This window comes from Streptomyces sp. NPDC001816, from assembly GCF_042892235.1.
GTDB lineage: Bacteria > Actinomycetota > Actinomycetes > Streptomycetales > Streptomycetaceae > Streptomyces.
Genome location: NZ_JBIATY010000009.1, coordinates 34,430 through 60,011, shown reverse-complemented (window position 1 = coordinate 60,011; position 25,582 = coordinate 34,430). Strand labels below are relative to the sequence as shown.

Sequence of the window (25,582 nt, the reverse complement as noted above, 5' to 3'; positions counted from 1 at the left end):
CCAGAGTACGGGGCGCGGGAACCGGGGCCGCCGGATATGCGTTGACGATCACATGGGGGCGACGGCTGAGGAGACGACCGAGGCGCCGGCGAAGGATGCGGGCCGGCGCCTGGGGCGGCGTGCCCTGCTCATCGGCGGGGCCGCGGCCGCCGTGGGCACGGCCGTGCTGGCCCGGGACGAGCTGTCCCGGCTGTGGTGGCGGCTGCCCGGGGTGGAGAAGCAGCGGGTGGCCGGGGCCGTCGACTTCCGGGGCGCGCGCTGGGTGCCGGCCTCGGCGGCGAACTACCGGCGGGCGGACCGGCCGGACGACTACCGCATCGACCGGGTGGTCATCCATGTCACCCAGGGCGGGTACGCGTCGGCGGTGAAGGTCTTCCAGGACCCCGCGCACCGCGCCGCGGCGCACTACATCGTGCGCAAGGACGGCCGGATCACCCAGCTGATCCGCGAGCTGGACGTGGCGTTCCACGCGGGCAACCGGGAGTACAACGAGCGCAGCGTCGGCATCGAGCACGAGGGCTTCGTGGAGGACGCCGCCTCCTTCACGGACGCGATGTACGCGGCCTCGGCGCGGCTGACGGCGGCGATATGCCGGCGCTACGGCATACCCGTCGACCGGGAGCACGTCATCGGGCACGTGGAGGTGCCGGGGACGGATCACACGGACCCGGGGCGCCACTGGGACTGGGACCGCTATCTGGGGTTGGTGCGGCAGGCGCGGGCCTGAGGCGTCACGCCGGTCCTGCGTCGGCTCCGCCGGTTCTGCGTCGGCCCCGCCGCCGCTACGTCAGCCCCGCCGCCCGTGCCCGCTCCACGGCCGGCCCGATCGCCTTCGCGAGGGCCTCGACGTCGGCCTCCGTGGAGGTGTGGCCGAGGGAGAAGCGCAGGGTGCCGCGGGCCAGGTCCGGGTCGGTGCCGGTGGCCAGCAGGACGTGGCTGGGCTGGGCCACGCCCGCGGTGCAGGCGGAGCCGGTGGAGCACTCGATGCCCTGGGCGTCCAGCAGGAGCAGCAGGGAGTCGCCCTCGCAGCCCGGGAAGGTGAAGTGGGCGTTGGCCGGGAGGCGGCCCCCGGGTGCCGGGTCGCCGCCGAGGATGGCGTCCGGCACGGCCGTGCGGACGGCTTCGATCAACCGGTCCCGCAGGGCGCCGATCTCGCTGACGAACCACTCCTGATGCTCGGCGGCGACGCGGGCGGCCACCGCGAAGGAGGCGACGGCGGGGACGTCGAGGGTGCCGGAGCGGACGTGGCGTTCCTGGCCGCCGCCGTGCAGGACGGGTACGGGGGTGTACTCGCGGCCGAGGAGCAGCGCCCCGATGCCGTAGGGGCCGCCGATCTTGTGGGCCGACACCGTCATCGCGGCGAGGCCGGAGGTGCCGAAGTCGACCGGGAGCTGGCCGAAGGCCTGGACCGCGTCGGCGTGCAGGGGGATGCCGAACTCGCCTGCGACGTCGGCGAGTTCACGGACCGGCATGACCGTGCCGATCTCGTTGTTGGCCCACATCACGGTGGCCAGGGCGACGTCCTCGGGGTTGCGGGCGATGGCCTCGCGCAGGGCCTCGGGGTGGACGCGGCCGTAGGAGTCGACGGGGAGGTACTCGACGGTGGCGCCCTCGTGTTCGCCGAGCCAGTGCACGGCGTCGAGTACGGCGTGGTGCTCGACGGGGCTGGCCAGGACGCGGGTGCGGGCCGGGTCGGCGTCGCGGCGGGACCAGTACAGGCCCTTCACCGCGAGGTTGTCGGACTCGGTGCCGCCCGAGGTGAGGACGACCTCGCTGGGGCGGGCGCCCAGTGCTTCGGCGAGGGTTTCGCGGGACTCCTCGACCGTCCGGCGGGCCCGGCGGCCGGAGGCGTGCAGGGAGGACGCGTTGCCGGTGATGCTCAGCTGGGCGGTCAGGGCCTCTGCCGCCTCCGGGAGCATCGGGGTCGTGGCGGCGTGGTCGAGGTAAGCCATGGTGAGCCCGATTCTACGAGGCCTTGCAGTTGGGCTTGGCCTCGGAGTGGGTGCAGTTGCCGTGCGGCGCCTTGCGGGGGGCGAGTGCGGCTTGCCTCGGCTGCTGATGTGGCTTAGGTCGGCTGCTGATGTGGCTTGCGTCGGCTGCGGGTGCGCCTTGCGTGAGCTGCACCTGGCGGCGTTGGCGGCGTGCCCGGCACTGTCGGCCGTGCCCACCCGTTCCGCCCAGCGGAACGTCTGCCCACGGCGGGGGGGGCGACACGGCGGCCGGGGGTGCGGCGGTCGGCGGTCGGCGGTCGGCGGTCGGCGGTCCGCGGTCGGCGGTCGGCGGTCGGCGATACGACGGTCGGCCACACGACGTCGACGGCACGGCAGTCAGCGACACGACGGCCTGCGGTGTGTCGCCACGGCGGTCGACGGCACGACGCTCGGCCACACGACGGTCGGCGGTGCGGCGGTCGGCAGTGCGGCGTCACAGCGGTGCGGCGGTCGGCGATACGGCGGTCGACGGCACTGCGACCGGCGACACAGCGGTCCGACACCGCGGTCGGCGATACGGCGGTCGACTGCACGGCGATCGACTGCACGACAGCCTGCACTGCGGCTGTGCGGCTGTGCCCCGTCGTCCTCGGGGCCCTGGTGCCTTCGGGCGGTGGTGCTTGGGCTCAGAGGCTCCAGGACACCGTGTGGGACATCTCCATGGCGATCACCAGGACTGCCAGGTCCGCGATGCCCAGGGTCAGGCCCAGGTAGGCGCGGCCGCGGCGGGTCGTGCCGCGCCAGAGGGCGACGGCGGCCAGGGCGATGGCGATCGGGCCGAGGAAGATGTTGAGGACGAGCAGGCCGAGAAGGCCGAGGATGAAGGACGCGACGGCCATCCCGTCGGCGTCCCGCGCCTGCGAGCGGGTGTCGGTGCGGCCGGTGGCCGGTGCGGTGAGTTGCATGGTGCTCAGCTCCTGGAAGTCGTTCCGGAAGGTCAGTTGACCGAGGTGCCGCGGCGGCGGCTGTGGCGCTCGCGGATCGCGAAGACGGCGAGCCAGGCGGCGATGAAAGCGGCCGCGGTGACGGTGACGGTCAGCGGTACGTGAGCGACGGTGCCCAGTACGACGCCGAGCAGCATGAGTGCGACGACGAGGAACAACATGGGATCAGATCCCCCCTCCGAGATGCCTTGGGTCTGGCTTCTGTGAAGTTTCGGTGAACAGTTGTAGTAACAGTTGTTCACTGACTTCGAGTCTAGCGCCTCCCACGGCTTTAAAATTCCAGAGAACAGTTGTTAACTGGATGACATGAGTCACACCCTCGGCATCCGGCAGGCCCAGAAGCAGAAGACCCGGCAGGCTTTCCTGGACGCAGCGCTCGCGCTGCTGGAGGAACAGAGCCTGAGCAGCCTCGGTCTGCGCGAGGTCACCCGCGCCGTCGGTGTCGCCCCGACCGCCTTCTACCGGCACTTCCGCTCCACCGCCGACCTCGGCGTCGCCCTGGTCGACGAGGCTCTCGGCAGCCTGCACCCGATGGTGCGGACGACGGTGTCCACGGCGGGCGACAGCGAGGAGCGCATCACGCGCGCGATCGAGTTGATCGCGCACCACGTGGACGCCCATCCCGCCCACGTCCGTTTCATCGCCCGCGAGCGGCACGGCGGGGTGCAGCCCGTGCGCGAAGCCATCCAGTCCCAACTGGCCCGGTTCGCCGAGGAGGTGAAGGCCGAGCTGGCCAAGGACCCGCAGGCCGAAGGCTGGAGCGACGACGACGTGCTGATGCTCGCGCATCTCTACGTCGACCAGATGCTCATCACCGCCTCGCTCTTCCTCGAGACCCTGGAGGGAACCGCAGACGAGCGGGAGCGCGTCGCCCAGCAAGCCACCCGGCAGATGCGGCTCATCAGCATCGGCCGCCGGCACTGGCTGGACTGAGCTGGACCGAGCTGGACCGACCGGCCGCGGCACACGCGCAGGGGCGGTGCGCCCGTCCCGCCGAGCGCACCGCCCCCGTCGCCGTACGACCCCGTCGATCAGCCCTGCTGAGCCTGTCCCCCGGCCTGCGCCCCGCCCTGCCCTGCACCCTGTCCCCCGCCCGGACCGCCGCAGCCACCGCCCTGGCCGCCCCCGGGACCACCCTGGCCTCCGCCGGGCGCGCCGCTCGGCATGCCCGAGGGTGCTCCGCTCGGCCGGGCCGACGGCGACCCGGTCGGCTTGGCCGTGGAGGCACCCGAAGGCGCCCCGGACGGTGCCCCGCTCGGCCGGCGGCCCGTGCCGCCGGTCGGCATGCCGGACGGCGCCTGGCAGGCCTGCCCGCCGGAGTTGCCGCTGGTCGAGGAGGAGGAGTCGCCCGAGCCGCACGCGGTGAGCAGCAGCGAGGACAGCGCCAGCAGGGCTACGGTGGGGACGAGGCGTGCACGCTTCATGAGAGTCAGCTCCGCGGAAGATGAGGGAATCCTGAGGCGGGCACTCAACCAAGGGCGGTTAGGGCGTTCTTGGGACCGGCCTGTCCGTCGCCTGTCGATCGGGTAAAGTGCGCCTCAAGTACCGCTGCTCACCTGGGATTTCATCCCTCGACCCGGGCCGCCCCCTGGTACAAGGCCGTGACGGAACGGACCGCCCGCAGCAGCTCCGCGCGCGCCTCGGGCGGGTCGAGCACCTCCACCTGGTCGGAGAACGCGAGCAGTTGGCGCACGGCGCGCAGCACCGGGTACGACAGCCGGGCGGTGACCCAGTCGCCCTCGCCGTCGTCGTCGGGGAGTTCGGTCAGCTGCCCGGTGGCCATGCGCCGGAACATGTCGAGCCGCTCGCGCCGGATCCGTATCGTGACGTCGATCCCGTCCTCCGGGCGTTCCTCCACCTGGCGGCGCAGCACCTCCCAGACGTCGCCGAGTTCGACACCGGTCCGGCGCCGCACCGGGTCGTCCAGCAGGCGTGCCGAGCGCACCCGGTCGGCACGGAACAGCCGGGGGGCGCCGCGCCGGTCGGCGACCAGGTACCAGACCCCGGCCTTGGCAACCAGGCCGTACGGGTCCACGGTGTACGTCCGCGGCTCCTGCTCCCCGCTGTGCCGGTAGCGCAGCTTGAGCCGCCGGTCGGAGAACACCGCCTCCTGGAGCACCTCCAGGTCGACGGCCTGTTGCGGGCCGCTGCGCCAGCGGGTGGCGTCGACCAGGATGCGGCGGCTGGTGACATCGGCGGCGGGCCGGTGCGGGGCCGGCAGGGCCGCCATCACCTTGCGCAGGGCCGAGCCGAGCGCCGCGTCGAGGCCGAGTGCGGCGTGGGCGCCCTGGGCGGCGAGGATGAACAGGGCGCGGGACTCGTCGGCGGTGAGGCCGGTGACGTCCGTGCGGAATCCGGCGAGGAGTTCGATGCCGCCGTGCCGGCCGCGCTCGGCGTACACGGGGACGCCGGAGGCCGACAGCGCCTCGATGTCCCGGTAGATGGTGCGGACCGACACCTCCAGCCGGTCGGCGAGTTCGTGCGCGGGGACGCGGCCCCGGGTCTGCAGGAGCAGCAGGATCGACAGCAGCCGGTCGGACTTCACGCCGACAGGATCCCGCCGAGCGGGTGGCCGGAGCAATTTCACGGCGGCGGTGCCGGGTCGTCCGGGGAGAGTTCTGGCGCGAAAAACCCTGACGGGGAAAAACCTGACGGAAACTGTCAAGTTATCGAGGGAACCTCACTGCACCGACCTACGGAGAGGCATCCCATGAACACCATCGACCCGCGCCCCGTCTACACCCGCGCCACCGAGCAGGCGGCCGCGCTCATCAAGACGGTGCGCCCCGAACAGCTCGACGGCCCCACGCCCTGTATCGAGTTCGACGTACGGACCCTGCTGAGCCACATCGTCGGCGGCACCCGGCGGATCGCCGTGGTCGGCGAGGGCGGCGACGGGCTCGCGATGCAGTCGTTCGCCGAGGGCATCGCGGACGACGGCTGGGCGGCCGCCTACGACGAGGTGCGCGTCCGCGTCCTGAGGGCCTGGGAGACCGACGAGCGGATGACGAGCGCGGTGCGCGTGCCCTGGGGCGAGGTCCCCGGCCACGCGGCACTCTCCGGTTATGTCATGGAGATCGTGACCCACACCTGGGACCTCTCCGAGGCCCTCGGCCACCCCGGAGAACTCGACCCGGAGCTGGCCGAGTTCGCACTGGCCACCGCCCGCCAGGTGCTGCCCGACTCCCGCCCCCGCGACGAGGACACTCCCTTCGACGCCCGCCACCAGGCACCCGAGGGAGCGGACGTCTACGAGCAGCTGGCGGCCTGGATGGGCCGCCGGCCCCTGGACCGGGCCTGACCGGCCCGCACCGGTCAGGTGAGTCGGGCTCGGGCGAGCTGACGGGACTGGGCGACCAGGCGGTCCTCGCTGTCCCAGACCTCCGCGTCCTCCTCCAGGAAGCCGCCGGCCAGGTTGCGCGTGGTGATCGACACGCGCAGCGGGCCGGGGGCCGGGCGGTGGCGGACGTGGACGGTGAGTTCGACCGTGGGCACCCAGCCCTTGATGCCGATCTCGAAGGCGGTGGGCGGGAGGGCGTCCACCGCGAGGAGCAGGGAGAGCGGGTCGGCGTCGCGGCCGTCGGCGAGGCCGAACCAGGCCCGCATCTCCCCCTTGCCGGAGGGAGCGCCCAGCGCCCAGCCGAGGGTGGCGGGGTCGAGCTTCAGCATGAGCCGGTCGGTGATGGCCGAGCTGCCCGGGATCGGGGCGGGCGAGTCGTCCGGGCCGAAGCACTGGTCCAGCGGCGGGATCGCGGGCGGGGTCGCCGTCGTACGGACGTCGTCGGGCAGGGCGGCGAGGTCGCCGTAGGAGGCGAGGACGCGGATGCGCTCGACCTCGTTGCCCTCCTCGTCGTACTGGAAGAGCGATGCCTGGCCGGTCGAGAGGGTGCGGCCGGTGCGGACCGGCTCGGTGCGGATGACCGCCGGGCCCGGCTGGGACGCGGTCAGGTAGTGCGCCGAGATGGTGAAGGGGTCCGGGTGCGGGAGGGCGTCCGCGAGGGCCCGGCCGAGCACGGCCAGCAGATAGCCGCCGTTGACGGCGTTGATGATGGTCCAGCCGGCGGAGAGGTCGATGTCGTAGACCCCGGGCTCGCGCCGGGTGACCGCGGTGTCGCGGTCGAACTCGCTGTCGCCGATCACGGCCCGCGACGATGGGGGTCCCCCCGCTCGAGCGAAGCCGAGAGTGGGGGAGGGTGCGGAAGCTGCTTCTGGCATGACTGAACCGTACAACAGGAAATTACTAAGCGGTAGCTTTGCGTGTTGCGGGCGGATGACAAGATCCCACCGGGCGGATGGCAGGATGGGGCGAGGCCCTCCCACCGGGTGAGGTTCCGGCAATTTCTAGGTAAGTGTCCCGACACGTCCACAACCCCGGGCCCCCGTTTCCCCTCTATCGGGACATGAGCCTCACCGGGACTCCGTTCCTCTACACGACCATCGTGCTCTCCGTGGTCGCCGTCATATTGCCGCTCGTCCTGTGGTCGAGGATGCGGGGGCCGAGGCCCCTGCGTGCCGCCGCCCGGGTGCTGATGCTGCTGTTCGCCCAGGGCACGGCCGTCACGCTGGTGTTCACGCTGGTCAACAACCAGAACAACCTGTACGACAACTGGGCCGACCTGTTCGGCACCGGCAACCACGTCCAGCAGGCCGCCGACCTCGGCCGGGACGGTACCGGCGGCATAGCGCTGAAACGGTTGCCCAAGGTCAGGCAGAACTTCGAGCAGGCCGACGGTCCCGGTATGCACGCGGCCGGCGGGGTGCGCGTCACCCAGCTCAAGGGCCGGGTCTCCGGCGTGAACGCCGAGGTCTACGTCTGGCTGCCGCCCCAGTACAACGAGCCGGCCTACCGCAACAAGAAGTTCCCGGTCGTGGAGCTGCTGCCGGGCTACCCCGGCTCGGCGAAGGCCTGGTTCGGGTCGATGAAGACGCACGAGCAGCTGCTGTCGCTGATGAGGAGCGGCCGGGTGGCGCCCTTCATCCTGGTCGCCCCGCGCACCAACCTGCTGGCCGGCGTGGACACCGGCTGCGCCAACATCCCCGGCCAGGTCAACGCCGACAGCTGGCTCAGCATCGACGTGCCGAAGATGGTCATGGACAACTTCCGGGCCCAGCCGGCCCCGCAGGGCTGGGCGGTGGCCGGGTACTCGGCGGGCGCGCACTGCGCGGTCAAGCTGGCCGTGGCGCACCCGGACCGATACCGGGCCGCAGTGAGCATGTCGGGTTACAACGACCCGATAGGCGAGCGCAACTCCCTCGCCGCCCAGAACCCCACGCTGCGCGCCGAGAACAACCCTTACCTGCTTCTCAAGAAGGCGCCCGTACCGCCCCGGATCGCGCTGTACTTCTCCGGCGAGTCCGGCGACGGCTACCAGGCGGGTGTGGCACTGGAGTCCGTCGCCAAGGCGCCGACGACCGTGCACGTGGTGTTCCTGCCGCGCAGCGCGGGCGGGCACACCATGGCGCTGTGGCGGCCGCAGGTCACCACGGTGTTCCGCTGGCTGACCCTGGAGATGGGTCAGAACCGTGCCAGGGGCGCGGACCGGTCCCTCACCGGGACCGGCAGGTCCGCCGGGTCTACTCCTCCGACACCGTCGAGCGACGGTTCCACGCGCGCGGCGCTCGCCAGTGGTACCTCATCGCCAGCAGGCGCAGGGCGAAAGCGGTGACCACCGCGAGCCCGCTGGTGAACGAGGTCAGGACGTCGTAGTGGATGCACAGCACCACCATGGTGGCGCCGACGATGGCCGGGACCGCGTACAGGTCGCGGTCCCAGCGCAGCAGCGAGGGAACCTCGTTGGCGAGCACGTCCCTGAGCACGCCGCCGCCGACCGCGGTGGCGAGGCCCAGGGTCGCGGACGCGGTCAGGTTGAGGCCGTAGGAGTACGCCTTCGTCGTGCCGGTGACCGAGAACAGGCCGAGGCCGGCCGCGTCGAAGACGAGCACCGCCGACTGGATGCGCTCCACGTGCGGATGCAGGAAGAAGACCACGAGCGCGGCGAGCAGCGGGGTGAAGAAGTACCCGAGGTCCGTGAAGGCGGCCGGGGGCACGGCCCCGATGATCACGTCGCGGAACAGCCCTCCGCCCAGCGCGGTGACCTCGGCCAGCACGGCGATGCCGAACACGTCGAAGTTCTTCCGGACGGCCAGCAGGGCGCCGGAGATCGCGAACACGAAGATGCCGATGACATCGAGCGTGTGCTGGACAGAGGGACTGAAGAGTTGTTGCAGCTGCACCCTGACATTCTTACCTGTCAGAGCGTGTGAACCTTACAAAGCCAGGCCTAGAGGGTCGGCTTGCCTGTCGTGAACAGCCAGGTGTCGAAGAGATCGTCCAGCTGCTGCCCACTGATCCGCTCGGCGAGGCGGACGAAGTCGGCCGTGTCCGCGTTGCCGTACCGGTGGAGCCGGGTCCACCGGGGCAGCAGCCGGAAGAACGCCTCGTCGCCGATCCGCTCCCGCAGCGCCTGCAGGGTCATCGCGCCGCGCTGGTAGACGGCGGAGGCGAACATCGTGTCGCGCTGCGGGTCGGCCACCTCGATCTGCCAGAAGGCCGCGTCGGCGGGGCGCGCGTTGTACGCGGCGAGGAAGGAGTCGTGGGCCGAGCGGGTGCCCTGGTGCTCCGCCCACAGCCACTGGGCGTAGGTGGCGAATCCCTCGTTGAGCCAGATGTCCTTCCACCGGTCCACGCTCACCGAGTCGCCGAACCACTGGTGGGCCAGCTCGTGCACGATGGTCGTCTCGTTGCGCACGGCCGAGTAGGCGGGCTTGCTCTGCACCTCCAGCGAGAACCCGGCCTCGGGCATGTCGTCGACGATCGCGCCGGTCTCCTCGAAGGGGTAGGGCCCGAAGACCTGCGACCAGTAGTCGGTGGCGGCGGCCGTGACGGCGTACACGTCGACGTTGTTGCTGTTCTTCAGGACGGGGTCGATGGCGACGTAGATCGGGATGCCGCCCGGGGTGCGGCCGGTCCGCACGTCGAACTTCCCGATGGTGGCGGTGGCGAGGTAGGTGGCCATGGGCCGGCTCTCGCGCCAGTGCGTGTACGTCGAGTCGCCCCAGTCGTACGTCGACACGAGCCGGCCGTTGGAGACGCCGGTCAGGCCCTTGGGCGCCTTGATCCGGATGTCGTAGGTGGCCTTGTCGGCGGGATGGTCGCTGGACGGGAACCAGGTGGAGGCGGCGTTGGGCTCGCAGGCGACGAAGACGCCGTCGGCGGTCTTCATCCAGCCGTACTTCGAGCCGAAGACGATGGGGCCGCCGAGCGGCTCGGGTATGCCGCCGTAGGTGACGGACACGGTGAACTCGCGGCCCTCGGCGAGGGTGCCGCGCGGGGTGACGGTGACCTCGTCGCCGTCGCGGGTGAACTGTGCGCGCCTGCCGTCGACCTCGACCTTCGTGATGTCCAGCTGCTGCAGGTCGAGGTCGAAGGAGGAGAGGTTCTGGGTGGCGCGGGCGGTGAGGGTCGTACGGCCGTCCAGGCGGCCGGTGCCCGGGTCGTAGGCGATGTCCAGGTCGTAGTGGCGGGCGTCGAAGCCGCCGTTGCCGAGCTGCGGGAAGTACGGGTCGCCGATGCCGGGTGCGCCCGCGGTGGGGGCGGGAGCGGCGGCGATGACCAGGAAGGAGGCCGCCGCGGTGGCGACGGCCCCTAAGCGTGCCGAACGGGAGAGTGCCATGGTCGTCCCTTTCGAGCGTGTGCCTGTCGGTGGACGGACACGGACGACTCTGCACTCTCCCGTTCAGGCATGTACATGACTTTGCCCAGTTGTCATGCGCTACTTGTCGGTTGACTCCTGGGACTCCGACTCCTCCGAGTCGGGTTCCTCGGCCGCCTCGGGCGCAGCCTCGGACGCCTCGGCCTCGGCCGACGCCTCCTCAGCCGCGTCGGCCTCCTCAGCCGCCGCGACCTCGGCGGCCACCGCCGCCGACGTCTCCGCCGACTCCTCCAGGACCGCTTCACCGACCAGCTCGGAAGCCTCCTTCGCCGCCGTGAGCAGGACCGTGTCCTGCGGGGCCTGGTCGGCGAAGTTCTCCGGGTGGTGGCAGGCGACCCGCTGACCGGGCTTCAGCTCCAGCAGCTGCGGCTCGGTCGTCTTGCAGATCTGCGTCGCCTTCCAGCACCGGGTGTGGAAACGGCAGCCGGAGGGCGGCGCGATCGGCGACGGGACGTCACCGCGCAGCAGGATGCGCTCGTCCTTGGTGCCCCGCCGCTTCGGGTCGGGAATCGGCACGGCCGACATCAGCGCCTTGGTGTACGGGTGCATCGGCGCCTCGTACAGCGAGTTGCGGTCGGCGAGTTCGACGATCTTGCCGAGGTACATCACCGCGATCCGGTCCGAGACGTGCCGGACGACGGACAGGTCGTGCGCGATGATCACGTACGTCAGGCCCAGTTCCTGCTGGAGGTCGTCCATGAGGTTGACGACCTGAGCCTGGATCGACACGTCCAGCGCGGACACCGGCTCGTCGGCGACGACCAGCTTCGGCTTCAGGGCGAGCGCGCGGGCGATGCCGATGCGCTGGCGCTGACCGCCGGAGAACTCGTGCGGATAGCGGTTGTAGTGCTCGGGGTTGAGGCCGACCAGCTCCAGGAGCCGCTGGACCTCCTTCTTCACCCCGCCCTCGGGCTCGACGCCCTGGAGCCGGAAGGGCGCCGAGACGATCGAGCCGATGGTGTGCCGGGGGTTCAGGGAGCCGTACGGGTCCTGGAAGATCATCTGGACGTCGCGGCGCATCGGGCGCATCTTCCCGGTGCTCAGCCGCGTGATGTCCCGGCCCTCGAACTCGATCGTGCCGCTGGTCGGGTCCTGGAGCCGGGTGATGACCCGGCCCATGGTCGACTTGCCGCAGCCCGACTCGCCGACGACGCCCAGGGTTTCGCCCTTGCGCACCTCGAAGTCGATGCCGTCGACCGCCTTCACGGCGCCGACCTGGCGCTGCAGGAGGCCCTTCTTGATCGGGAAGTGCTTCTTCAGGCCCGTGACCCGGAGCAGCACCTCACGCTCGACGGAACCGTCCTGGGGAGCCGACGCCTGCTGCGGGATCGTGGCCTTCCCGGCGCCGTCCTCGACGGTGTCTTTCTTGTTCGTCTCACTCACAGCTTCGGCGCAATCTCTTCGGTCCAGATCCGCGTGCGGTCCTCGGCCGAGAGGTGACAGGCGGACCAGTGGCCGCCCTCCACCTGCTGCAGCTCGGGGCGCACCGTGCGGGTGACGTTCCCCTTGGGGAGGTCCGCGTACGGGCAGCGCGGGTGGAAGGCACAACCCGAGGGGACGTTGATGAGGCTCGGCGGCTGGCCCTTGACCGGGATGAGCCGGTCGGCGGTCTCGCGGTCGATGCGCGGCATCGAGCCGAGCAGGCCCCAGGTGTAGGGGTGCTGCGGCTGGTCGAAGATCTCCCCGACCGGTCCGCGCTCCACGCACCGGCCGCCGTACATCACCAGGACGTCGTCGGCGATCTCGGCGACCACGCCGAGATCGTGCGTGATCATGATGACCGCGGAGCCGAACTCCTTCTGCAGGTCCCGGATCAGGTCGAGGATCTGCGCCTGGACGGTCACGTCGAGGGCGGTGGTCGGCTCGTCCGCGATGAGCAGTTCGGGGTTGTTGACCAGCGCCATCGCGATCATGGCGCGCTGGCGCATACCGCCGGAGAACTCGTGCGGGTAGCCGTCGATGCGCTTGGCGGGCTCGGGGATGCCGACCCGGTCGAGCATCTCGATGGCGCGCGTGCGGGCCACCTTCTTGCTGACCTTGTTGTGGACCCGGTAGGCCTCGATGATCTGGTCGCCGACCTTGTAGTACGGGTGCATCGCGGACAGCGGGTCCTGGAAGATCATCGCCATCTTGCGGCCGCGCAGCCGGCGCACCTCGTCCGGGTCGGCGCCGATCAGTTCCTGGCCGTCCAGCCACACCTCGCCGGAGACCTTGGCGTTCGCCGCGCGGTGCAGACCCATGAGGCCGAGGGACGTCACGGACTTGCCGGAGCCCGACTCGCCCACGATGCCCAGGGTCTGGCCGCGCCGCAGGTCGAAGCTGACACCGTCCACCGACTTGACCAGACCGTCGTCGGTGTTGAAGTGGATGCGCAGATCGCGAACGGAGAGGAACGCGTCTTGGGCGTCGGAAGGGGCGGCGACGTCCTCGGCCGGTTCGCCCAGCGCCGCCTTTTCGAGCTTGCTCACGAGTACCTCACGCGGGGGTCGATGGCTGCGTACACCAGGTCGACGACCAGATTGGAGAAGACGATGAAGAAGGCGGCGACCAGGGTCACGGCCATCACGATGGGCAGGTCGTTCTCCTGGATGGCCTTGATCGAGTACGCACCGACGCCCTGGAGGGAGAAGACCGTCTCGGTGAGCACCGCGGTACCGATGAGGGTGCCGAAGTCGATGCCGAAGATGGTGACGATCGGGGTGAGGGTCGCGCGCAGGCCGTGCTTGGTGACGACCGTGCGCTCCTTGAGGCCCTTGGCCCGGGCCGTCCGGATGTAGTCCTCGCTCATCGTCTCCAGCATGCCCGCCCGGGTGAGCCGGGCGTAGGTGGCGGAGAAGAGGAACGCGAGGCTGACCCAGGGCAGCAGCAGGTGCCAGGCCCACTCACCCGGGTTCTGGGTGAAGGGCACGTAGTCGGTGCTGTCCCAGATGGGCCACTGGTAGATGAACAGCGCGTTGATGACCTGGCCGGTGAAGAAGATCGGGAGCGAGACGCCGGCGAGCGCGATGAACATCGAGATGCGGTCGACGGGCTTGCCCTTGCGCAGCGCCGAGATGACGCCGGTGGTCACACCGAAGATCAGCCAGATCACGGCCGCGCCGACGGCCAGCGAGAAGGAGACCGGGATGCGCTTGGAGAGCTCCGGCCACACCTCGATGTGATTCTTGAAGGAGTACCCGAAGCAGGGGGCGCTGCAATGCGTCGCGTCGGGACCGAACTTGTAGTCGGCGCCTACGAACAGGCCCTTGATGTAGTCCCAGTACTGGATGTAGATGGGCTGGTCGAAGCCCAGGTTCTTCTTGATCGCGGCGATGGACTCGGGGTTGGCGTCCTTGCCGACGTACTGGGTGGCCAGCTGGGTGGCCGTCTGGCCGCCCAGGCGGGGGACCAGGAAGAAGATTGCGAAGGTGACTGCGCTGACCACCAGCAGCAGCACCAAGGCGCCGAAGACGCGTCGGATGATGTACGCAGCCACAGCTGTGCGGCTCCGGGGGGCCGGGACGGAGTGTGTCCGTCCCGGCCGCCCGGGGCCTTCACCTGCCTTTCAGGGGTATCCGGCCTGCTGTTACTTGGAGGAGCCCAGCAGCGTGTAGTCGTACATGCCGAGGTACGCCTGCGTGACCGTGACGTTGGTCGCGGACGTAGGCCTGATCAGCAGGTTCTTGCGGTAGATCAGCGGGACGACCGAGGCGTTGTCCATGACCATCTTGTCGATGTCGCCCCAGGCCTTGGTGCGGGCCGCGGAGTCGGTGTTGGAGATGGCGTCGGACAGAGCCTTGTTGATCTTCGGGTCGTTCAGCTCCATCAGGTTGTTGCCGCCCGAGGGCTTGATGGCCGAACCGTCGATGATCTGGTCCAGGAAGCCGTAGCCGGTCGGCCAGTCGGCGCCCCACGCCATCATCATCATGCCGAGCTTGTGCTGGTGGACGTAGCTCGGGACACCGGCGAAGTTGGAGAAGTACTTGCCGGAGGGGAACTGCTTGATGTCGACCTTGATGCCGACGCCCTTGAGCGAGTTCTGGATGGCCGTGGCGGCCGCGACCTCGGCGGGGCGGTCGGCGCGGGCCGTCAGCGTGGTGGAGAAGCCGCTCGGCTTGCCGCACTGCTTCAGCTCGTCCTTGGCCTTGGCCGCGTCACCCTTGTGGCCCGCCGTGGCGTAGCTGTCGAACTTGGTGTAGCCGTTGACCGACGGCGGCAGCAGCGTGGTGGCCACGTCGCCCTTGGGCGAGCCGCCCATGGCGTCGATGACCGACTGCTTGTCGAGGGCCCACTGGACGGCCTTGCGGCAGTGGACGTTGTCGAACGGAGCGACGTGCAGGTTCAGGGCCATGTAGCCCGTGGCGCCCGCGTACGAGTTGTCCGTCTGCTTGGCGTACTTGCCGTTCAGGATCTTCGGCTGGGTCTGCGGCTGCACACCGGCGCCGGTGATGTCGGCCGTGATCTTGTCGGCGAGCAGGTCGTTGTCGACCGTGACCGGGTTGACCTTGAACTTGACGTTGATCTTGTCCGGCAGCGCCTTGCGGATCGGGTCCGACTTCGGGTCCCAGTTCGGGTTGCGGACGAGGGAGGCGCTGGCGCCCTCCTCGTACGAGGCGAACTTGTAGGGGCCGGAGGACACGATGTGCTGGACGTACTTCGCGCCGTCGTCCTTCGCCTGCGGCACGGGGGCCGTCTGGGAGAAGGTCGCCAGGTAGTCGAAGTCGGCGAACGGCTTGGCCAGGTGGAAGACGATCGTCTGGTCGTCCGGGGTCTCGATCGAGTCGAGACCCTTCTTGTCCTTGTACGGGCCCTTGTACTTGTCGCCGCCCTTCAGGTACGCCTTGAAGTACGTCGGACCGTTGGACAGGGCCTCGGGCGCGAAGTTGGAGCGCTCGACCGCGTACTTGACGTCCTTGGACGTGATCGGCGTGCCGTCGTCGAACTTCAGGCCCGAACGCAGGTGGTACGTCCAGGTCTTGGCGTCGGCGCTGGCCTTGCCGAGGGAGTCGGCGAGGTCGGGGACGACGGTGAGGCCGTCCTTGCCGGCAGCCGGCTTGAAGGTGACGAGCGTACGGGCGTACAGACGCGAGAAGTTCTGCACGAAGCCGTAGTACGTGTTGCCCGGGTCCAGGGAGTCCGGAACGTCGGAGTCCTCGAGGTTGAGCGTCCCCCCCTTCTTGCTCGACGCGTTGACGATGGAGTTGAGCGCCGCGTCCTTCTTGCCGGCGCCACCACCGCTGTTGTCGTTGCTGTCTTTACCGCCGCCGCACGCGGCAGCGCCGAGCGAGACCGCCAGGACCGTCGCAATAGCGGCGGTAACCCTTCTCGTCTTCACGTGAGGAATGCCCCCTCGATCGATGTGGATCACTTGCTGCGAGGGTCGAGCGCGTCACGCAGCCCGTCACCCAGCAGGTTGAATGCCAGGACAGTGATGAAGATCGCCAGTCCGGGCACGAACATGAACTGCGGATCCGCTGTGTAGAGATCCACGGCGTTGCTGAGCATTCCGCCCCAAGAAGCCTGCGGCGGTGCGATACCGACTCCGAGGAAGCTCAGCGCGGCCTCGAAGAGGATGTTCGTCGGGATGATCAGCGTCGAGTAGACGAGGATCGGCGCGACGAGGTTGGGGAGCAGTTCGCGGAACAGGATGTACGGGCCGCGGGCGCCCAGGCTGGTGGCGGCCTCCACGAACTCGCGCCGGGCGAGGCTCATCGTCTGGGCCCGCACGATACGGCCGATGTACGGCCAGCTGAAGAAGCCGATCACGAAGATCAGCACGCCGATGCGCAGCGACAGCCCGTTGAACCCGAAGAAACCGTCCTGCACAGAGGCCGAGATGGCGATGGCGAACAGCAGCAGCGGGAACGCCAGGAAGGTGTCCATCAGCCGGCTGATGACGCTGTCGACCCAGCCGCCGTAGTAGCCGGCGACGACGCCGAGCACGGTACCGATGATCACGGACAGCAGGGTGGCTCCGCCGGCGACCAGCAGCGAGACCCAGGAGCCCTCGATGATGCGGGCGAGCATGTCACGGCCGTACTGCGGCTCCACGCCCAGCGGGTGGTCCCAACTCATACCGCCCCAGCTGCCCTTGGGGGCCAGCAGAGCCGGGTCGATGAGGTCCTGGTGGAACTGGTTGGGGTCCAGCCCGAAAGCCCACTCGATCGGCTTCGCGAGGACCGCCATCAGCACGAGCAGGATGACGATGACACCGCCCGCCACGGCCAGTTTGTCCCGTTTGAAACGGGTCCAGGCGATCTGTGTGAGTGAACGCCCTTCGATCTGAGCCTTCTTGACCCCGGCGAGCACAGCCTCGGGCGGGGTCTCAGCCTCGGCTCCGGTGGTCTCGATCGGTGCGGTCACTGTGAACCCGACCCCTCTAGCCGGTTGTTGCCCGGCCCGCGTCTGCCGCGATGGTTTGCGGCTTTATCGACTTGCACTCGACCACGAGGTGAGCGCCTCGTGTGCCTTGAGTGGGGAGTCTTCAACGTGGCTGCGATCACCCGCCAGAGCCCAAGGCGAAAGTATGCATAACCGTGATGCGGCCATGGGGGTTCCGTTATCCGAACCTCCGAAACCGACCGGCGAACGCGCCCAGCACACCCGATGACCAGTCACTCGTCGCCCTCGACCTGGCGCGCAGGCGCTCACGCAAAGACGCCCGTCGCATGCGACGGGCGTCCAGGCGGACAGGGAATGCCCTGGTGGGGCGCGGTGGCGCCGCTCAGTAGGCGCCGTGCACGGGCGGATATCCGTATCCGGCGGCCGGGGCCTGCGGCTGGGGCTGCGGGGCGGCCGCGTGGGCCTCACGGTCGTAGAACGGGCGGGCGTTGGCCCGCATCCACATCACGACCGGGTCGTAGTCGTCGGTCATCGCGACCGTGGACACCGGCAGCCCGTCCGGGACCGCGCCGACCGACTGCTGCATCATCGCGCGCACCGAGTCCACCGCGGCCGGCGAGGTGTCGTACACGTCCAGGCCGATGACCAGGTACGGCGCCCCGAGCGCGGGCTGCACCCAGGCGCGGCGCAGGGAGCGCAGGGCCGGGGTGCGGTGGGCGTTCTGCGCGAGCAGGGCGTAGAACTGCGGGATCTCGATGCCGGGTTCGGACAGCCGCAGGGGGCCGGCCGGCTGCCGGTCCAGGCCGGTGGCGATGCGGCGCAGGTCCAGCCAGGGGATGCCGACGCCGCCGCCCTGGGCGTGCGGGTTGAGCCAGAGGCCGAAGTGGTCGGGATAGAGGGTCCGGGCCACGTCCAGTCCGTCGACCACCTCGTAGGAGCGGTTCCAGCCGCTCGCCGAGAGTTCCTGGGCGGAGGTCACACAGGGGGCGTAGCTGAAGCCGTCGACCTCCATGTTTCCGTACTGGGCGTCGGGCGAGCCGGCCTGGCCGTGCCACAGGAGCATCCAGATCTGGCCGGAGGAGGGAGTGGCGAGGGCGCGCAGCAGTGCCTCGTAGGCGTCGTAGCGCCCGGGGGTGACCTGGCGCAGCATGTGCTCGACGCTGCCGCTTGGGCTCGCGCTCACCTGTCTTACCGCCCCTTCAATTCTTGCCCCGCGTTTGGACACAGCTTAAGCGCCGAGTAGCTCGGGGCCTCATGTTCGTCGGCGAGTGCGGGTTCGTGGTGGGTTCTCGCGCAGTTCCCCGCGCCCCTGAGTTGGCTGCCCCTATGTCGGCTTCTAGTGTCCGGACTGGTAGAAGGGGCGCACGTTTGTCCTGAGCCAGTCGGCCACCGGGTCCTGGGCCACGTCGAGGAGGACCAGGTTGACGGGCCACTTGACCGGGACTTTGCCGAGGGCCTTGCCGAGGGCGTCCAGGGGGAGGACTCGTAGGTCGCCTTCCCACTGGGAGAGTTCCACGCCCACGAACATGACGGGGTCGGCCGTCTCGATGGCGGCGAGGCAGCGGCGGGCGGTGAGGACCACGCCGGTCGCGGCGAACTCGGCGGAGGCGGCGGCCAGGAAGTCGACCGGGTCGTCCTGCCAGTCGGGCTCGAAGAGGCGGACCCGGCCGCCCGAGCCGGGGCCGTCCAGCGGGGTGCGGTCCACGCGGCACAGCTCGGCCACCGCCTCGGGCGGCAGCGGGATGCCGACCACGCCGTCGGGGTTGAGCGCGATGCCGACCTGCGGGGGCAGACCGCGGGCGAACTCCACCGCCGGGGCGATGGTGTACGACATGTGGGAGCCGGTCGCCTGGCGGAGCTGTTCCTCGGAGCTGAAGACCGGGACGTACACCTGGCCCTCGATGTCCATCGTGGGCAGGTCCAGGGGGCCGCTCTGCGGGCCGCCGCCGCTCGGCAGGGGGATCCAGAGGAAGCTGCGGCCCAGCACCTCGATGATCCGGCCGCCCGCGGAGGGTATGCCCAGGGAGGCCGAGAGCACCTCCTCCAGCTCATTGCCGGGCCAACCGCCGTGCGGGTGGGGGTGCGTCTGTGCCGGGAAGTCCGCGGGAGTGTCCGCCGGGAAGTCCATCTGCCTCTACCGCCTGCTGGGAACCATGCTGTGGAGCAAAAGGCTAGCGGGTGCCTGTGACAGTGACCGGTCCGATCAGCCGGTGAAGGCTATGCGGTGCAGGACGTCCGCCGCGTCCCGGTCCAGCAGCACCGCCGAGCCGCAGCCGGCAGGCAGCTCGCCGCGCTCCACCGCGCGCAGCAGCCGGGCGGTCGTACGGCGGTGGCGGCTGAAGGCGTACCGGGACACGCCGCGGCCGCGCTCGCGCTGGCCCTCGCGGGCCGTGCCGGGGGTGACGTCGAGAAGGAGCAGGTGCAGGGTGCCGCCGCGGCGGCGGGCCTCGCGGGACAGCCAGGAGCGCACCCAGGGCTGGGTGCCGCAGTCGTGGACGACGACTCCCTCGCCGGTGCGCAGGGCGCGGCGCAGTCCGGCGTAGTGCGCGAGGCGGACCAGGGGGCGGTAGAGCGCGTAGGGGAGGAGGCGGGGCATGCGGGCGTCCCAGCTGTCGCGGGTGTCCTGGGAGTCGATGCGGTGGCCGGGGACCGCGCGGTGCATCAGCGTGGACTTGCCGCTGCCGGGCAGGCCGGTGATCACGACCAGGTCGGCGGGCCCGAAGAGCAGGGCGTGCGGGCTGCGGCCCGCGCGGTCGCGCAGGTCGCGGACGACCGGGGCCGGGCGGTCGGCGCAGCGCTCGCGGGCCGGGGCGGAGGGCTGCTTCGGCACCGCGATGCCGGTGGTGGTGGCGTAGGCCGTGGTCCTGTTCACCGTGATCGTCCTCCCCTGTGGGCTCGGTCATCCCCTGCCCATCACATGTAAAGAGAAGGTAATGCGCCGCGTCCAGTGGTTCGGTGCGCGTACTGCCACAGGTCGGTTACAGATGCGGCCCTGACGGGTGGGGGTGAGGCGTGCAATGATGTGCCCGCCAACTGCATACCGGCCGTTTGAATCCGCGCGGGAGAGTTCCCAGCAGCCTTCGCTGGGGCGCCGAAGGAGCAAGTCCCTCCCTTGAATCTCTCAGGCCCCGTTACCGCGCGGGCGAGGCACATCTGAAAAGCGGGCCGCTGTGTCAGTGGCTCCACCCAAGGTGCAAGCCGTGATCGTCCCTGTGGCGGTCTCGGCGAACCTCTCAGGTTCCGATGACAGATGGGGAGGAACGACCTCGCCCGTCATGCCTTGGGAGACGACCGACCGATGAGCAGTACCGAACTCCGTCACACCGCGCTGGATGCCCTCCATCGCTCGCTCGGTGCGACCATGACCGACTTCGCGGGCTGGGACATGCCCCTGCGCTACGGCTCCGAGCGCGACGAGCACGTGGCCGTGCGCACCAAGGCCGGGCTCTTCGACCTGTCCCACATGGGCGAGATCACCGTGACCGGCGCCGAGGCGGCGGCCCTGCTGAACTTCGCCCTGGTCGGCAACATCGCCTCCGTCGGCGTCGGCCGCGCCCGCTACACCATGATCTGCCAGGCCGACGGCGGCATCCTGGACGACCTGATCGTCTACCGCCTCGGCGAGACCGAGTACATGGTCGTCGCCAACGCCTCCAACGCCCAGGTGGTGCTGGACGCGCTGACCGAGCGCGCCGAGGGCTTCGACGCCGAGGTGCGCGACGACCGTGACGCGTACGCGCTGATCGCGGTCCAGGGCCCCGAGTCCCCCGGCATCCTGAAGTCCCTCACGGACGCCGACCTGGACGGCCTGAAGTACTACGCGGGCCTGCCCGGCACGGTGGCCGGCGTCCCCGCCCTGATCGCCCGCACCGGCTACACCGGCGAGGACGGCTTCGAGCTGTTCGTGAAGCCCGAGCACGCCGTGGAGCTGTGGCAGGCGCTGACCAAGGCCGGCGAGGGCGTCGGCCTGGTGCCCTGCGGCCTGTCCTGCCGGGACACCCTGCGCCTGGAGGCGGGCATGCCGCTGTACGGGCACGAGCTGAGCACGTCGCTGACGCCGTTCGACGCCGGGCTCGGCCGCGTGGTGAAGTTCGAGAAGGAGGGCGACTTCGTGGGCCGCGAGGCGCTCACCGAGGCCGCCGCCAAGGCCGAGCAGAACCCGCCGCGAGTGCTCGTCGGTCTGATCGCCGAGGGCCGCCGGGTGCCGCGCGCCGGGTACGCCGTCGTCGCGGGCGGCGAGGTCATCGGCGAGGTCACCTCCGGCGCCCCCTCCCCCACCCTGGGCAAGCCCATCGCCATGGCGTACGTCGACGCGGCGCACGCGGCGCCGGGCACCGAGGGTGTCGGTGTGGACATCCGCGGGAGCCACGAGCCGTACGAGGTCGTGGCGCTGCCGTTCTACAAGCGCCAGAAGTAGACACTGGGCGCGGTCCGTACCGGGTACGTGACCCTGCGCACACATCACCTGCTCATCAGCAGGTTCAGCAGTCCCCCCTTCATCAGCACTCCCGCGCGTACAGGAGAATTCAGGCCATGAGCAACCCCCAGCAGCTGCGCTACAGCAAGGAGCACGAGTGGCTGTCGGCCGCCGAGGACGGCGTGTCGGCGGTCGGCATCACGGAGCACGCGGCCAACGCGCTCGGCGATGTCGTCTTCGTGCAGCTCCCCGAGGTCGGGGACACGGTGACCGCGGGCGAGTCCTGCGGTGAGCTGGAGTCGACCAAGTCGGTCAGCGACCTGTACTCCCCCGTGACCGGCGAGGTCACCGAGATCAACCAGGACGTCGTCGACGACCCGTCGCTGGTGAACTCGGCCCCCTTCGAGGGCGGCTGGCTGTTCAAGGTACGCATCGCGGAGGAGCCGGCCGAGCTGCTCTCCGCCGACGAGTACACCGCCTTCACCGCCGGCTGAGGAGTCGTAGCCGTATGACTGTCCTGAACACGTCCCTGCACGAGCTGGACCCGGAGATCGCCGCCGCGGTCGACGCCGAGCTGAACCGCCAGCAGTCGACCCTGGAGATGATCGCCTCCGAGAACTTCGCGCCGCTCGCGGTGATGGAGGCCCAGGGCTCGGTCCTCACCAACAAGTACGCCGAGGGCTACCCGGGCCGCCGCTACTACGGCGGCTGCGAGCACGTCGACGTCGCCGAGCAGATCGCCATCGACCGGATCAAGGAGCTGTTCGGCGCCGAGTACGCCAACGTGCAGCCCCACTCCGGCGCCTCCGCGAACCAGGCGGCCCTGTTCGCGCTGGCCCAGCCCGGGGACACCATCCTCGGCCTGGACCTGGCGCACGGCGGCCACCTGACCCACGGGATGCGGCTGAACTTCTCCGGCAAGCAGTTCAACGTGGTCGCCTACCACGTGGACGTCGAGACCGGTCTGGTCGACATGGCCGAGGTCGAGCGCCTGGCCAAGGAGCACCGCCCGAAGGTGATCATCGCGGGCTGGTCGGCGTACCCGCGGCAGCTGGACTTCGCCGAGTTCCGCCGGATCGCCGACGAGGTCGAGGCCTACCTGTGGGTCGACATGGCGCACTTCGCGGGCCTGGTCGCCGCGGGTCTGCACCCGAACCCGGTCGAGTACGCGGACGTGGTCACCTCCACGACCCACAAGACGCTCGGCGGTCCGCGCGGCGGCATCATCCTCGCGAAGAAGGACTTCGCGAAGAAGCTGAACTCGTCCGTCTTCCCGGGCTTCCAGGGCGGCCCCCTGGAACACGTGATCGCGGCCAAGGCGGTCTCCTTCAAGGTCGCCGCATCGGAGGACTTCAAGGAGCGCCAGCGCCGTACGGTGGAGGGCGCGCGGATCCTCGCCGAGCGGCTGACCGCGGCCGACGCCCGTGAGGCCGGCGTGAACGTGCTCTCCGGCGGTACGGACGTGCACCTGATCCTGGTCGACCTGCGCGAGTCCGAGCTGGACGGCCAGCAGGCCGAGGACCGCCTCCACGAGGTCGGGATCACGGTCAACCGCAACGCCGTCCCGAACGACCCGCGTCCCCCGATGGTCACGTCGGGCCTGCGGATCGGCACGCCCGCCCTGGCGACCCGCGGCTTCACGGCCGAGGACTTCGCCGAGGTCGCGGACGTGATCGCCGAGGCGCTGAAGCCGGCGTACGACGCGGAGGCCCTCAAGGCCCGGGTGAAGGCCCTGGCCGACAAGCACCCGCTGTACCCCGCTCTGAACAAGTAAGTCCGAAGTACCCCGGCACCGCGCACACTGGACACTAGAAGGCGCGCGCGGTGCTGGGAGGTGCCCACCCCCGCACCGCACCCCCTGAGCACCACCCCCGTATTGAGGAGTTCCCCGTGGCCATCTCGGTCTTCGACCTGTTCTCGATCGGCATCGGCCCGTCCAGCTCCCACACGGTCGGCCCGATGCGCGCGGCGCGCATGTTCGCGCTGCGGCTGCGCAACGAGGAGCTGCTGGAGTCCGTCACGTCGATACGCTCCGAGCTGTACGGCTCACTCGGCGCGACCGGCCACGGCCACGGCACGCCCAAGGCGGTGCTGCTCGGCCTGGAGGGCGCCTCGCCGCGCACGGTGGACGTGGAGACGGCGGACCAGCGGGTGGCGGACATCAAGGCGACCAAGCGGCTGAGCCTGCTCGGCGAGCACGAGATCGCGTTCGACTTCGACGCCGACCTGAAGCTGCACCGCCGCAAGGCGCTCCCGTACCACGCCAACGGCATGACGCTGTGGGCGTACGACGCCGCGGGTACGGAACTGCTCTCCAAGACGTACTACTCGGTCGGCGGCGGCTTCGTCGTGGACGAGGACGCGGTCGGCGCGGACCGCATCGTGCTGGACGACACCGTCCTGAAGTACCCCTTCCGTACCGGCGACGAGCTGCTCCGCCTCACGAAGGAGACGGGCCTGTCGATCTCCTCGCTGATGCTGGAGAACGAGCGGGCCTGGCGCACGGAGGAGGAGATCCGGGCCGGTCTGCTGGAGATCTGGCGCGTGATGCGCGAGTGCGTGCAGCGCGGCATGTCCCGCGAGGGCATCCTGCCCGGCGGTCTGAAGGTCCGCCGCCGCGCGTCCGTCACGGCCCGCCAGCTGCGTGCCGAGGGCGACCCGCTGGCGCACGCCATGGAGTGGCTGACGCTGTACGCGATGGCGGTGAACGAGGAGAACGCGGCGGGCGGCCGCGTGGTCACCGCCCCCACCAACGGCGCGGCCGGCATCATCCCGGCGGTCCTGCACTACTACATCAACTTCGTGCCCGGCGCCGACGAGGACGGCGTGGTCCGCTTCCTCCTGGCCGCCGGTGCGATCGGCATGCTCTTCAAGGAGAACGCCTCCATCTCCGGCGCCGAGGTCGGCTGCCAGGGCGAGGTCGGCTCCGCCTGCTCGATGGCGGCCGGCGCCCTCGCCGAGGTCCTCGGCGGCAGCCCGGAGCAGGTCGAGAACGCCGCCGAGATCGGCATGGAGCACAACCTCGGCCTGACCTGCGACCCGGTCGGCGGCCTGGTCCAGATCCCCTGCATCGAGCGCAACGGCATGGCCGCGGTGAAGGCGGTCACGGCCGCGAAGATGGCGATGCGCGGCGACGGCTCCCACAAGGTGTCCCTGGACAAGGTCATCAAGACCATGAAGGACACCGGGGCGGACATGAGCGTGAAGTACAAGGAGACGGCCCGGGGCGGGCTGGCCGTCAACATCATCGAGTGCTGACCGCGCCCTCACCCGTTTCCCCCTGAGACTCCCCGGCCGGCGGAGGCCGATGTTCCGCGGCGACGTACGTGAACAACGCCTACGACTCCTCCTTCTACTCGACGAACCACTACATCCTGATCATGACGGACGCGTACGGCGTCTTCCCGGCGATCTCCTCCACCGACCCGACGGACGCCGAAGTCGCCGCCCGGCTCGCCCTGCTGGCCAAGGACCACGCGAGCGTCATCACCTCGGACTGGTCGGCCAAGTCGGCGTCGGTCCTTGGGTCGTTGGCGACCCGGAGCTGACATTTCTGACTCAACGGCGGATCTCCCGTGCCAAGGTGGGGCATACACACGTCAACTCCTGTCCCCCCACTGGCACTCAAGGGAGTCCCCCATGCTGCACGGCATTGACGTCAGTGCGTACCAGTCGTCGTCGTACGACACGGACGGCCTCTCCTTCGTCTTCATCAAGGCGACGGAGGGGCGTTCGTACGTGAACCCGAGACTCGCCGCCCAGACCAAGCACGGCCGCGACGCCGGACTCGTCGTCGGCTTCTACCACTTCCTGTGGCCGGGCAACACCGCCGCCCAGGCCGAGTACTTCGTCAGGCACGCCCCCGAGCGCGCGGGCGACCTGCTCGCCGTCGACTGGGAGACGACCAGCGACGGCACGCACGCCAGCAACGCGCAGAAGGACCTGTTCATCCGGACGGTGAAGGAACTCCGGCCGCACAACAAGGTGTTGCTCTACGCCAACCGGGAGTACTGGCTCAACGTGGACGTCACCTCGTACGCCGGCGACGGCCTTTGGATCGCCGACTACGTGAGCGCGGGCCACCCCCGCATCAAGGCCAAGTGGCGCTTCCATCAGTACAGCAGCGAGCCGCACGACAAGAACGTGGCCGCGTTCGCCGACCGGGCCGCTCTGCGGGAGTGGGCCGCCGGGCACTGA

Annotated in this window: 26 protein-coding genes and 1 riboswitch; of the genes, 10 read left to right on the top strand and 16 right to left on the bottom strand. The window is 70.1% G+C overall.

Features of this window, described 5'->3' with window-relative positions:
* Window positions 1–52 precede the first annotated feature (52 nt).
* On the top strand, window positions 53–727 hold the full coding sequence (locus ACFYZZ_RS29330; protein ID WP_389182069.1) for an N-acetylmuramoyl-L-alanine amidase: 675 nt from the start codon (window positions 53–55) through the stop codon (window positions 725–727).
* Between the two features lie 55 nt (window positions 728–782).
* Here ACFYZZ_RS29330 and ACFYZZ_RS29325 read toward each other — a convergent pair whose 3' ends face one another.
* The 3 genes from ACFYZZ_RS29325 to ACFYZZ_RS29315 all read right to left on the bottom strand — a co-directional run bounded on the left by ACFYZZ_RS29325 (window position 783) and on the right by ACFYZZ_RS29315 (window position 3,096).
* The gene (locus ACFYZZ_RS29325) at window positions 783–1,952 is read right to left on the bottom strand and encodes a cysteine desulfurase family protein (RefSeq protein WP_389182066.1); all 1,170 of its coding nucleotides are present in this window, start codon (window positions 1,950–1,952) and stop codon (window positions 783–785) included.
* 665 nt (window positions 1,953–2,617) lie between these two features.
* Entirely contained in the window at window positions 2,618–2,896 is a 279-nt protein-coding gene (locus tag ACFYZZ_RS29320) for a DUF4190 domain-containing protein (RefSeq protein WP_386576611.1), read from the bottom strand.
* Between the two features lie 32 nt (window positions 2,897–2,928).
* Window positions 2,929–3,096 (bottom strand): hypothetical protein, encoded by a 168-nt coding sequence (locus tag ACFYZZ_RS29315; protein WP_386576612.1) that lies wholly within the window; start codon window positions 3,094–3,096, stop codon window positions 2,929–2,931.
* A gap of 145 nt (window positions 3,097–3,241) precedes the next feature.
* Between ACFYZZ_RS29315 and ACFYZZ_RS29310 the strand changes: the two genes are divergently transcribed.
* On the top strand, window positions 3,242–3,868 hold the full coding sequence (locus ACFYZZ_RS29310) for a TetR family transcriptional regulator (protein ID WP_389182062.1): 627 nt from the start codon (window positions 3,242–3,244) through the stop codon (window positions 3,866–3,868).
* A 98-nt stretch (window positions 3,869–3,966) separates the two neighbouring features.
* On the opposite strand, the gene ACFYZZ_RS29305 is transcribed toward ACFYZZ_RS29310, so the two are convergent.
* Window positions 3,967–4,359 (bottom strand): hypothetical protein, encoded by a 393-nt coding sequence (locus ACFYZZ_RS29305; RefSeq protein ID WP_389182060.1) that lies wholly within the window; start codon window positions 4,357–4,359, stop codon window positions 3,967–3,969.
* 140 nt (window positions 4,360–4,499) lie between these two features.
* Window positions 4,500–5,480, bottom strand: a complete 981-nt coding sequence (locus ACFYZZ_RS29300; RefSeq protein WP_389182057.1) for a helix-turn-helix transcriptional regulator — start codon at window positions 5,478–5,480, stop codon at window positions 4,500–4,502.
* 165 nt (window positions 5,481–5,645) lie between these two features.
* Here ACFYZZ_RS29300 and ACFYZZ_RS29295 point away from each other — a divergent pair, with 165 nt between their 5' ends.
* Window positions 5,646–6,236, top strand: coding sequence for a TIGR03086 family metal-binding protein (locus tag ACFYZZ_RS29295; protein WP_389182054.1), 591 nt, complete (start codon window positions 5,646–5,648; stop codon window positions 6,234–6,236).
* A 14-nt stretch (window positions 6,237–6,250) separates the two neighbouring features.
* On the opposite strand, the gene ACFYZZ_RS29290 is transcribed toward ACFYZZ_RS29295, so the two are convergent.
* Window positions 6,251–7,150, bottom strand: coding sequence for a thioesterase family protein (locus ACFYZZ_RS29290; RefSeq protein WP_389182051.1), 900 nt, complete (start codon window positions 7,148–7,150; stop codon window positions 6,251–6,253).
* Between the two features lie 185 nt (window positions 7,151–7,335).
* On the opposite strand from ACFYZZ_RS29290, the gene ACFYZZ_RS29285 reads away from it, so the two are divergent.
* Window positions 7,336–8,601, top strand: a complete 1,266-nt coding sequence (locus tag ACFYZZ_RS29285) for an alpha/beta hydrolase (protein ID WP_389182048.1) — start codon at window positions 7,336–7,338, stop codon at window positions 8,599–8,601.
* Here ACFYZZ_RS29285 and ACFYZZ_RS29280 read toward each other — a convergent pair.
* The 10 genes from ACFYZZ_RS29280 to ACFYZZ_RS29235 all read right to left on the bottom strand — a co-directional run bounded on the left by ACFYZZ_RS29280 (window position 8,510) and on the right by ACFYZZ_RS29235 (window position 19,840).
* Window positions 8,510–9,169, bottom strand: a complete 660-nt coding sequence (locus ACFYZZ_RS29280) for a trimeric intracellular cation channel family protein (RefSeq protein ID WP_389182045.1) — start codon at window positions 9,167–9,169, stop codon at window positions 8,510–8,512. The two genes, ACFYZZ_RS29285 and ACFYZZ_RS29280, sit on opposite strands and share 92 nt — an antisense overlap.
* A 47-nt stretch (window positions 9,170–9,216) precedes the next feature.
* Window positions 9,217–10,608: a M1 family metallopeptidase gene (locus tag ACFYZZ_RS29275; RefSeq protein WP_389182042.1), complete on the bottom strand. Its 1,392-nt coding sequence runs from the start codon at window positions 10,606–10,608 to the stop codon at window positions 9,217–9,219.
* 99 nt (window positions 10,609–10,707) lie between these two features.
* Window positions 10,708–12,030, bottom strand: coding sequence for an ABC transporter ATP-binding protein (locus ACFYZZ_RS29270; RefSeq protein WP_389182039.1), 1,323 nt, complete (start codon window positions 12,028–12,030; stop codon window positions 10,708–10,710).
* Window positions 12,027–13,115: an ABC transporter ATP-binding protein gene (locus ACFYZZ_RS29265; RefSeq protein ID WP_389182036.1), complete on the bottom strand. Its 1,089-nt coding sequence runs from the start codon at window positions 13,113–13,115 to the stop codon at window positions 12,027–12,029. Before ACFYZZ_RS29265 ends, ACFYZZ_RS29270 begins: the two co-directional genes overlap by 4 nt.
* The gene (locus tag ACFYZZ_RS29260) at window positions 13,112–14,122 is read right to left on the bottom strand and encodes an ABC transporter permease (protein ID WP_389182033.1); all 1,011 of its coding nucleotides are present in this window, start codon (window positions 14,120–14,122) and stop codon (window positions 13,112–13,114) included. The genes ACFYZZ_RS29265 and ACFYZZ_RS29260 overlap by 4 nt, the downstream gene beginning before the upstream one ends.
* A gap of 90 nt (window positions 14,123–14,212) precedes the next feature.
* Window positions 14,213–15,961, bottom strand: a complete 1,749-nt coding sequence (locus tag ACFYZZ_RS29255) for an ABC transporter substrate-binding protein (protein ID WP_389182030.1) — start codon at window positions 15,959–15,961, stop codon at window positions 14,213–14,215.
* Window positions 15,962–15,990: 29 nt separating this feature from the next.
* On the bottom strand, window positions 15,991–16,989 hold the full coding sequence (locus ACFYZZ_RS29250; protein WP_389182027.1) for an ABC transporter permease: 999 nt from the start codon (window positions 16,987–16,989) through the stop codon (window positions 15,991–15,993).
* A 361-nt stretch (window positions 16,990–17,350) separates the two neighbouring features.
* Window positions 17,351–18,118 carry an enhanced serine sensitivity protein SseB C-terminal domain-containing protein gene (locus tag ACFYZZ_RS29245; RefSeq protein ID WP_389182683.1) on the bottom strand — a complete coding sequence of 256 codons (768 nt, stop codon included), beginning with the start codon at window positions 18,116–18,118 and terminating at the stop codon, window positions 17,351–17,353.
* Between the two features lie 186 nt (window positions 18,119–18,304).
* The gene (locus ACFYZZ_RS29240; protein ID WP_389182025.1) at window positions 18,305–19,096 is read right to left on the bottom strand and encodes an enhanced serine sensitivity protein SseB; all 792 of its coding nucleotides are present in this window, start codon (window positions 19,094–19,096) and stop codon (window positions 18,305–18,307) included.
* 75 nt (window positions 19,097–19,171) lie between these two features.
* Window positions 19,172–19,840, bottom strand: coding sequence for an AAA family ATPase (locus ACFYZZ_RS29235; RefSeq protein WP_389182022.1), 669 nt, complete (start codon window positions 19,838–19,840; stop codon window positions 19,172–19,174).
* 177 nt (window positions 19,841–20,017) lie between these two features.
* Window positions 20,018–20,115: riboswitch (glycine riboswitch) on the top strand.
* 151 nt (window positions 20,116–20,266) lie between these two features.
* Between ACFYZZ_RS29235 and gcvT the strand changes: the two genes are divergently transcribed.
* The 6 genes from gcvT to ACFYZZ_RS29205 all read left to right on the top strand — a co-directional run bounded on the left by gcvT (window position 20,267) and on the right by ACFYZZ_RS29205 (window position 25,582).
* Window positions 20,267–21,385 carry a glycine cleavage system aminomethyltransferase GcvT gene (gcvT, locus tag ACFYZZ_RS29230; RefSeq protein WP_389182019.1) on the top strand — a complete coding sequence of 373 codons (1,119 nt, stop codon included), beginning with the start codon at window positions 20,267–20,269 and terminating at the stop codon, window positions 21,383–21,385.
* A gap of 116 nt (window positions 21,386–21,501) precedes the next feature.
* Window positions 21,502–21,879 carry a glycine cleavage system protein GcvH gene (gcvH, locus tag ACFYZZ_RS29225; protein ID WP_389182016.1) on the top strand — a complete coding sequence of 126 codons (378 nt, stop codon included), beginning with the start codon at window positions 21,502–21,504 and terminating at the stop codon, window positions 21,877–21,879.
* A 14-nt stretch (window positions 21,880–21,893) separates the two neighbouring features.
* Entirely contained in the window at window positions 21,894–23,159 is a 1,266-nt protein-coding gene (gene glyA, locus ACFYZZ_RS29220) for a serine hydroxymethyltransferase (RefSeq protein ID WP_386576630.1), read from the top strand.
* Window positions 23,160–23,275: 116 nt separating this feature from the next.
* Window positions 23,276–24,643: an L-serine ammonia-lyase gene (locus tag ACFYZZ_RS29215; protein WP_389182012.1), complete on the top strand. Its 1,368-nt coding sequence runs from the start codon at window positions 23,276–23,278 to the stop codon at window positions 24,641–24,643.
* A gap of 68 nt (window positions 24,644–24,711) precedes the next feature.
* The gene (locus ACFYZZ_RS29210) at window positions 24,712–24,933 is read left to right on the top strand and encodes a hypothetical protein (RefSeq protein ID WP_389182009.1); all 222 of its coding nucleotides are present in this window, start codon (window positions 24,712–24,714) and stop codon (window positions 24,931–24,933) included.
* Between the two features lie 91 nt (window positions 24,934–25,024).
* A complete protein-coding gene (locus tag ACFYZZ_RS29205) occupies window positions 25,025–25,582 on the top strand; it encodes a GH25 family lysozyme (RefSeq protein WP_386576633.1) in 558 nt (185 codons plus the stop codon).